At 39.6% G+C, this 9297-nt stretch carries 5 protein-coding genes; 2 read left to right on the top strand and 3 right to left on the bottom strand.

Translation table 11 applies throughout. From position 1 onward, the window contains the following. Positions 1 to 736 precede the first annotated feature (736 nt). Positions 737 to 937, top strand: coding sequence for a hypothetical protein (locus tag ASJ81_RS06085; protein WP_095643711.1), 201 nt, complete (start codon positions 737 to 739; stop codon positions 935 to 937). A 640-nt stretch (positions 938 to 1577) separates the two neighbouring features. Here ASJ81_RS06085 and ASJ81_RS06075 read toward each other — a convergent pair. From ASJ81_RS06075 to ppsA, 3 genes are all read right to left on the bottom strand, one after another. Continuing rightward, positions 1578 to 2618 (bottom strand): YVTN family beta-propeller repeat protein, encoded by a 1041-nt coding sequence (locus ASJ81_RS06075; RefSeq protein WP_095643709.1) that lies wholly within the window; start codon positions 2616 to 2618, stop codon positions 1578 to 1580. Between the two features lie 702 nt (positions 2619 to 3320). After that, complete coding sequence (gene gpmI, locus ASJ81_RS06070) at positions 3321 to 4871, bottom strand: 2,3-bisphosphoglycerate-independent phosphoglycerate mutase (protein ID WP_095643712.1); 1551 nt, start codon at positions 4869 to 4871, stop codon at positions 3321 to 3323. Between the two features lie 369 nt (positions 4872 to 5240). After that, a complete protein-coding gene (gene ppsA / locus ASJ81_RS06065; protein WP_095643708.1) occupies positions 5241 to 7673 on the bottom strand; it encodes a phosphoenolpyruvate synthase in 2433 nt (810 codons plus the stop codon). A 507-nt stretch (positions 7674 to 8180) separates the two neighbouring features. On the opposite strand from ppsA, the gene ASJ81_RS06060 reads away from it, so the two are divergent. After that, entirely contained in the window at positions 8181 to 9089 is a 909-nt protein-coding gene (locus ASJ81_RS06060; protein WP_095643707.1) for an aldolase, read from the top strand. Positions 9090 to 9297 lie beyond the last annotated feature (208 nt).

Raw genomic sequence — 9297 nt, 5'->3', positions numbered from 1 at the left:
AATGCTAACATTCAGGTGTTTTAAAACATCAATCGGATAAAAATGGATTATCAAACGACTAGTATCGTGAAAATTTAATTGTGAAACATTAAAGGGCATAGGTACTCATAGCAAACCTATGTTAGCAAGCTCCTTGAGTAAAGAAGTTCTGCACGTTTATTTAGGCGATTCATAATTTAATTTTCACGACACTAGTACTGCGATTCTCAAATAGGTTCATAAAACTTAGCTTTTGAATTGATCCGAAGATTACGGATTTTTCCAGGAAATAGGGAATCTATTTTGGAATCGAAACACTAGTATACAGACAATACAGACAGATTAAACCATAAGAAAGCTGTATACGCTTTATGATATCATGTCAGAATGTTTAACCTTACAACCAACCACATACTAAGGAGTAGTCACAGAACAAACTATGTATAAGTTTCGATTGGATGCCTTGATTTTCAAGATCATTATCACCAATTAAAAATTAACTTTATGAAAAGTTTGCCTAATCTGTTTTGTGACAGTTACTAAACTTCCATTATATAAAAGGCCAATAATAGTATCGATTATTTAAGGGGGATTTGTTATCAGTACAGATCAAAAAGTAATAGCAGAACAAGAACTAGAAATCAATCATGAAAAACAGCTAGAAGAAGCGATATATAACTTTAAACATTTACTTCAAAACTTTGAAAGTATATTAAAAGAAATAGAAGAGCTCAAAACACATGCAGAAAACAGTCAGATGCTGCCATCTGAAATGAAAACATTTTACGACGAAATTGAAATGATCACCCAATACATAACAAAAATCAAAGCCGATTTAGACAAAGCAAATTATGAACTTATAAAAACAAAAGCAAAAATTATGAAATATAACATAATAGAGCTAGCTAACCAATACCAAAAAAACTGCAAAAACTTAGATGAAATAATCAATAGCTAAGATACCGTCTCAGAATAAACTACGCAGATATCCAATTGGACGCTTTGATTTTCACTATCAAGGTAGCCAATCAAAGTTACAATAAATTATAAGTTGCATAGGTTATTTCGTTGCGGGTACTAAGCAGTGTGCCAATTTTTCTATAAAATCACAAATCTCAAAAAGTTGTTAAGTAGAAAATTCCATACTAGAAGATCAATTTTCTCCATAGTATGCAAAAACTTGACTTCAAATTTACAGCAAATTTTAGACACTGCCGATGTGCTTTGAAAATATTTATTTTGGAATAATCAAGTTTAAGCTCGACGTTTATCTATTTCTTAGGAATTGGCCTGAATGCTTTAGCTTCTCTTTGATATCGGCAGTATACACCAGTAAAGCTAAGCGTATAGTCCGTTGCATCCATCTGCTGTATATAAAATTTGTCCGGCTTTATTTCGGCAGCTATACCAAACCGGACAACCCTGATCAATCGTCACCTTCAGTACTGCTCCATACAGAGAATGTAGCGCAGTTGAAAGATCCGATTTTCCTTTTACAAATCACTGAAGGCAGAAGGACCATTTTACATTCACTTAGTTTCAATAGCATTGTTGCCGTGTCAAACAGATCAGTGCTGTTGTTCATCGATATATCTTGTTCAAACAGGAGTAATTGCAACTCCGTGAGGACCTGCGCCTACATCCACAGTGGCAGTAACACTGTTTGTGGCTGTATCAATTACAGAAACAGTGTTGGTGTATGCGTTCGTCACATATGCTTTTGTTCCATCTGGAGTGATTGCTATTCCTGTGGGTTTTTGCTTTTCTCCTAAATTCACTGTGGCTATAATATTGTTGGACATAGTGTCAATTACAGAGACAGTGCCAGGATTTTCGCCACGGTTTGCCACATATACTGAGGTTCCGTTCACTGGATTGACTGCAACTCCGTAAGGTTCGTATCCGACTTCCACAGTGGCAGTAACATTACTTGTGGCTGTATCAATTACAGAGACATTGTTATTGAATTCGTTTGTCACATATGCCTTTGTCCCATCTGGAGTGATTGCAACTTCCCTGGGCTGCATATCTACCTTAATCGTGGATATAACAGTGCCATTTGTGGTGTCAATTACAGAGACACTACTTTCGCCAAAGTTCGTTACATATGCTTTTTTTCCATCTGGGGTGATTGCAACTCCAAAAGGCTGTTTTCCTATGTTCGCTCTGACAGCAGCTCCGGGAGGCTGCTTTCCTAAGTCCACCCAGGTAACATTATTTGTGGCCGTATCAATTATAGAGACATTGTTGCTGAATTGGTTTGTTACATATACTGTTTTCCCATCTGGGGTGACTGCAACTCCTTCAGGACCGACACCTACATCCACAGTAGCTATAACATCATTAGTAGTTATATTTATTACAGAGACAGTCCCAGAGTCAGAGTTCGCAACATATGCTTTTTTCCTGTCTGGGGTTATTGCAACTCCATGAGGAGTGAGTCCTACATCCATAGTGCTTGTAACATTGTTCGTGGCTGTATCAATTACAGAGACAGTTCCATCGAAAGAGTTTGTTACATATGCAAATGGCGCTGCACCTGCAATACTCACCAGTGTTAAAAGTGTCAGCATCGTGACGCCTAAAGCTGTAATAAGGGTGTTCACTCTGCGCTCTTTGTCATATTTTATTTCTCTCATTTTACTCCTCCAACGCACTTTATATATTTGTATTAAAATATAAGTACAAATATACAAATTAATAATATATCTTATATGAAGTAAACTTTTCTAATCAAAATTTATAATTATTAGGCCTTAAGTGGTTGTAACTGAAAAACAGCAGCAATATAACACTTAAATATCTGAATTTTACTAATCAAAATGAGAAGCTTGAATTGATTTTATCCTCAACTGCATATAGTTCTATAAAGTCATAAGTATTAAAATATTAAATTATAGTGAGATAAACATATTTGCAAATAGTAATTGTAAGTGCAAATCGATTACAATTTTAATTGACTGTGGTTTTCGTGGAAAACATTTTCGATCTATCTACTAACGCCTGTCAATCAAATACTTGCTTTAATTCAGTGAAGTGGGCCACGGTTTTCGTGGTACATTCATCTTTTATCTTCTCCAATCTGGTTAGATAACATTCTTTTTTCCAGCTTTAATCTAAGACCAGGCAAGTTGGTGCCTGAGAACGGTGTTTACGGCTCATGTTATTTTAAAGGCATCCAATGTAATTTTTTGATTAAATAAGTTGTTTCAGACCATTTTTTTGCTTTTAACATCTTTTCGTCAATTTTGTCAAAACCTCAGTTCTGAAATTTTACTGATTTAAGAATAATTGGTTTTGCGATAAACTCGTAAACGAAACTTATGCAGCCGTGCATGGTCCTAATCACTTTTTACAAGAAGTGACTTTCCTGTCATCTCTGGCGGCTTAGAGATTCCAAGAAGCTCAAGAATTGTCGGTGCAACGTCAGATAGTTTTCCATTCTTAAGCGCTTTTATTTCACTGTTTCCGAAATAAATGCATTTTACCGGATTTGAGGTATGTGCAGTACGTGGCTCTCCTGTTTTTGGGTCTATCATTTCCTCGGCATTTCCGTGATCTGCAGTAATAAGTGCCACACCGCCTTTTTCTTTTAGAGCCTCAACAATCCTGCCAATACACTTATCAACGGCTTCTACCGCTTTAACTGCAGCTTCAAAAATTCCGCTGTGTCCGACCATATCCATGTTTGCAAAGTTAAGGACAATAACGTCATACTTTCCTGACCGGATTCTTCTGATAACTTCATCCGTAATCTCGTATGCGCTCATTTCCGGTTTAAGGTCGTAAGTGGCGATTTTCGGCGAGGGAATAAGGCAGCGGTCTTCACCCCTATAACGCTTTTCTTCGCCGCCGTTAAAGAAATAGGTTACATGGGCGTATTTTTCGGTTTCAGCTATACGTAGCTGGATGAGTCCATGCTTGCTCAATACTTCTCCAAGTACATTTTCCAGCTTTATTGGAGGAAAGGCAACGGGCACATCAAGGGTTTCGTCGTACTGGGTCATGCAGACAAAGTAAACCTCAGGACGTTTTTCCCTCATAAACCCTTCAAAATCATCTCTTACAAAGGCCCAGGTTATCTGCCTTGCCCTATCAGCTCGAAAATTGAAAAAAATTACAGAGTCTTTGTCCTGTACTGTCGCCACGGGTTTTCCTGCTTGATCAGTAATTATAGTGGGTTTTACAAACTCATCACTTTCCCCCCTGGAGTAAGCATTAGAAACTGCGATTTCTGCATTTGGAGCTGTATATGGAGCTACTCCTCTAGTAAGGGCATCGTAGGCAAGTTTTGTCCTATCCCAGCGTTTATCTCTGTCCATTGCATAATAACGGCCTGAGACAGTTGCTATTTTAGCGCTTCCATGCTCTTTACAAAACGCATCAAGTTCCCTTATGTCTCCTAGAGCAGCTTTTGGAGGTTCGTCCCTCCCGTCCAGAAAAGCATGTATGTAGACTTTTTCTACATTTTTCTCTTGTGCAAGTTTGATAAGAGCATACAGGTGAGGCATATAACTGTGAATGCCCCCGTAGGAAGCAAGGCCCATGAGGTGCAGGCAGGAATTGTTAGCTTTGACATTTGAGATTGCACTCAGAAAAACCTTATTTTTAAAAAAATCTCCTTTCCTTATGGAGAGGTTTATTCGGGTTAGGTCCTGGTAAACAATTCGTCCTGCTCCCATATTCAGGTGCCCGACTTCCGAATTCCCCATCTGGCCTTCCGGAAGGCCTACAGCTTCCCCTGAGGCTTCTAAGAAACACCAGGGATATTCCTTTTCCAGCCGGTCAAGTTTTGGAGTTCGGGCTGTCAGAACAGCGTTTCCTTCTTTTGCTTTCCTGTAGCCCCAGCCATCAAGAATAATGAGCATAAGAGGTCTTCTTGCCTGAGTCATACCACGAAACTCCACAAGTGTAATTTGCTGTTTTTCAGTTTTGCTGTTTTTCAGTTCATCCACATAAGTCTTGTCTCACCCACATAAGTCTTGTCTCACCCACATAAGTCTTGTCTCACACCCACATAAGTCTTATCAATACTGCAGTTTGTGATTTTTGATATTACAATAGTTCTAAAACGCTCGAGTAACTTCCTATTTTGTGTAATGCCTGTTGTGGTCTAAAACGCTCGAATAACTCCCTATTTTGCGTAATGCCTGCTGTGGTCTAAAACGCTCGAATAACTCCCTATTTTGCATAATGCCTGTCGTAAAAACTAAGGAAATCACAACACTTTTTGGACTCATCTTATCTTTAATGGATACCGGTTATTTTTTCTCCTTCTTTTTACTTTCCAGTTCCTTTTCCGTGTCCAGAACTTTAAGGGTGACTTTCATAACAGAGTCCGAATTCAGTGAAATGGACTCTATACCCTGTTTTACCAGAAACTCTGCAATTTCAGGATAGTCGCTGGGTGCCTGTCCGCAGATCCCGCTATGCCTTCCATTCCGGTTTGCCCCCTTAACGGCCATTGCCATTATTTCCATAACCCCTGGGTCTCTTTCGTCGAATTCTCCAGTAAGAATTTCCGAGTCTCTATCAGTTCCAAGAGTCAGCTGGGTCAGGTCATTTGAGCCTATAGAGAAACCATCAAAATATTTACTGAATTCGTCAATTTGAAGAACGTTATTTGGGATCTCACACATAACATAGACCTGCAACCCGTCTTCTCCTCTTTTTAGCCCGTTTTTCTCCATTTCGGCAATTACTTTTTGAGCTTCTTCAACGGTTCTGCAGAAAGGAATCATAATAATTAGATTTTTAAGTCCCATTACTTCCCTGACTTTTTTCAGAGCCCTGCATTCAAGGGCAAAACCTTCCCTGTACCGCTCATTAAAGTAGCGAGAAGCTCCCCTGAAACCAAGCATCGGATTCTCTTCTTTTATTTCAAAGTAGCTTCCCCCAAGGAGGTTTGCATACTCATTGCTTTTAAAGTCACTTGTGCGGACTACAACATTTTTAGGGTAAAAAGAAGCAGCAATGGTTCCGACTCCCTGAGCAAGCTTATCTACGAAATATTCTTCTTTATTATCGGAGGTTTGGGTAAGTTTCTCAATTTCCTGAGAGACTTTAGGGTCTTTGACCTTTTCAGGATGCACCAGAGCCATTGGATGGATTTTGATATAGTTTGAGATAATAAACTCCTGCCTTGCAAGTCCAATTCCGTCGTTTGGGATCATGGAAAGGCTAAAAGCCTCATCAGGGTTTCCAAGGTTCATCATAATTGCGGTTTTAGGGCGTTTTGTGTCCTTAAGGCTCAAAGTATCTTTGTGGAAAGGAAGAATTCCCTCGTACACAATTCCTTCTTCACCTTCCGCACAACTTACAGTAATTTCTTTGCTTATGTCAAGAACTTCGGTTGCATTGCCTGTTCCCACAACTGCAGGAATTCCAAGTTCCCGGCTAACAATTGCGGCATGGGATGTTCTTCCTCCCTGGTTCGTAACAATTGCAGCCGCTATTTCCATCACAGGTACCCAGTCCGGAGTTGTTGAATCAGCAATCAGGATCTCTCCCTGTTTAAAAGAAGGCAGATCTGAAACATTAGGGATTACATGTGCTTTTCCAGCAGCAATTTTATCTCCTATGCTCTTGCCTTTTGCAAGGATATTAGATTTTTTTTCGAGCACATAAGTCTCCAGAACATCTCTCTTTTTCTGGGATTGAACAGTTTCCGGTCTTGCCTGTACTACAAAGAGCTCTCCTGTTATACCGTCTTTTGCCCATTCGATATCCATGGGCATGGATTTCTTATTTTTGTTTGAGTAATAATCTTCAATGGTAATAGCATACCAGGCAAGTTTAAGCACTTCTTCGTCATTGATGCAGAAACGACGCCTATCAGCCTCAGAAACCTTAACATTTCGGGTAAGCGTTTTGGAGCCTCCTTGCCCATAGATCATCTTAATTTCTTTATCCCCTACATTCTTCTCGATAATCGGCTTATACCCTTCCCGAAAAGTTGGCTTGAAAACGTAGAACTCATCCGGGTTGACCTGTCCCTGCACAATATTTTCCCCAAGCCCGTAAGAACCTGTAATGAAGACTACGTCCCTGAAACCGGTTTCCGTATCCAGAGTAAATATAACTCCGCTAGAAGCCATATCAGACCTGACCATTTTCATTATCCCTATAGACAGTGCCACTTTAAAATGATCAAAATGATTTATCACCCTATAGGAAATAGCCCTGTCAGTAAAAAGTGAGGCAATACAGCGTATACAGGCATCTCGAAGTGCAGGATAACCCCTGATGTTAAGGAAAGACTCCTGCTGGCCGGCAAAAGAAGCAGTTGGAAGGTCTTCAGCCGTTGCCGAACTCCTTACAGCTACATCCGTATTTTCTCCGTACTGCTCACATAGATGGTCATATCCGGATTTAATATCCTGCCAGAGGTCATCCGGAATTCCTGCCCCGAGGATCAGGTCTCTTGCAGCTTTTCCCCTTTTTGCAAGTTCTGATACGTCCGAGGTATCAAGCCCTTCCAGGGCTTGCTTGAGTTTCTCCAGAATCCCTCCGGTTTTGAGGACATGCCAATAAGCTTCAGCAGTCACTGAGAAACCATTCGGGATCTTTACTCCCTTTGGAGTGAGCTCCCTGTACATTTCTCCAAGAGAGGCATTTTTCCCGCCCACAAGCGGAACATCTTCAATCGAAGTCTCATCAAACCAGCGTATGTACTTGCTTTTGTTCTCAGACATTTCCCCTAAATCCCCTTTAAAATTATTATATTTTCAAAGCAATTTTAAACATATCTAAAGTCTTGTGCATTATTTATAATGTAACCCCAAGCTATAGGATATTCTTGAATCAAGAACTCCATTACAATTTATGCATCGATGACAGAAATCAATTTCCCCTATTCAGCCTGTCCTGATTTAGAATTTATGCAAAAGTCAACATGGCATGCTTAAAAGTTACGATAGTCTTACAATATCCTATTCCTTTCAGATTGTTCTTACTACCTGCGAGAAGTTGTAGCGTGTCACAAACTTTTTCGGATAGGGCTAGTCGGTATACCTGTTAACTTCTGATTTCCAGTTGTGCCTCATACGAACCTCCGTCTTTTCCCATTATAGGATTTATACAATTAAATAATGCAATTGAATAATTATTCTGCAAATTACATTAAAATACTATTATTTATATAATTTGACTTGCCTGATTGACGAGAAATCTGGAGTACAAAAGTTGGGGGTTTTATACATATGGATCTCGAGAAAGTACCGCTAGACGTCCCGAAAACAGAGAGAGAAACATACCTGAAAAACTACATGGAGATTACTCGAGAAAGTGGGAAACTAATGCTATTTGCAGGAGACCAGAAAGTAGAACATTTAAACGATGACTTTTATGGGGAAGGAGTGCACGAAGACGATGCTAATCCAGAACATCTTTTCGAAATAGCATCGAAAGCAAAGATAGGGGTTTTTGCAACCCAGCTCGGGTTAATTGCGCGCTATGGTATGGACTACAGAAACGTGCCCTATCTCGTGAAAATAAATTCGAAGACCAATCTCGTAAAAACTTCTCAGGCTGATCCTTTTAGCAATCTCTGGTACGATGTGGAGCAGATAGTAAAATTTAAGGAGAATAGCGGGCTCAAGATCCTTGGAGTAGGTTATACTGTATACATTGGTAGTGAGTTCGAAGCCGAGATGTTCGTGCAGGCTGCCCAGGTAGTTCATAATGCCCACCAGCATGGAATGATCTCAGTACTCTGGCTCTATCCGCGCGGTACTGCCGTGAAAGACGAAAAAGACCCTCACTTAATCGCCGGCGCAACAGGAGTTGGAGCCTGTCTTGGCACGGACTTTGCAAAGGTTAGTTATCCAGAAAAGGAAGGAGTAAACTCTGCTGAGGCTTTTAAGGAAGCTGTTAAATCAGCAGGACGTACTAAAGTCGTTTGCGCAGGTGGTGCAAGTGATGAAGTTGATGATTTTTTGAAAAAGCTTCATGAACAGATCCACATCTCTGGAGCAATGGGAAGTGCAACAGGAAGAAACATTCACCAGAAACCAATTGATGAAGCTATCCGTATGTGTAATGCTATCTATGCCATAACAATTGATGACGCAACCGTTAAAGAGGCTCTGAAGATCTACAGAGGGAAATAATAGGTAAAAGAGCCTTGAAATTCAAAAAATGAGAGTACTCTTAGTTTGAGGTAACTCTAAGTTTGAGAACTGAAGATCATTTGTGCCTACGGTTTTAATACCTTTTTTAATACTTTCTTTATTCCATTAAATATTCTATTAAACATTATTTATCTGACATTCCGCAGATGTCTGACAAATTTACCTATTTTTTATTAATATATAAATA

Origin of the sequence: Methanosarcina spelaei (assembly GCF_002287235.1) — an archaeon.
GTDB classification, from domain to species: domain Archaea; phylum Halobacteriota; class Methanosarcinia; order Methanosarcinales; family Methanosarcinaceae; genus Methanosarcina; species Methanosarcina spelaei.
This window is presented reverse-complemented; position numbering and strand designations above follow the sequence as displayed.

Coding starts and splice junctions, on each gene's coding strand:
- gpmI (WP_095643712.1), bottom strand. CDS start 4,871: ATGACTCAGGCAAGAAGACCTCTTATGCTCATTATTCTTGATGGCTGG.
- ASJ81_RS06085 (WP_095643711.1), top strand. CDS start 737: ATGCTGCCATCTGAAATGAAAACATTTTACGACGAAATTGAAATGATC.
- ASJ81_RS06060 (WP_095643707.1), top strand. CDS start 8,181: ATGGATCTCGAGAAAGTACCGCTAGACGTCCCGAAAACAGAGAGAGAA.
- ppsA (WP_095643708.1), bottom strand. CDS start 7,673: ATGTCTGAGAACAAAAGCAAGTACATACGCTGGTTTGATGAGACTTCG.
- ASJ81_RS06075 (WP_095643709.1), bottom strand. CDS start 2,618: ATGAGAGAAATAAAATATGACAAAGAGCGCAGAGTGAACACCCTTATT.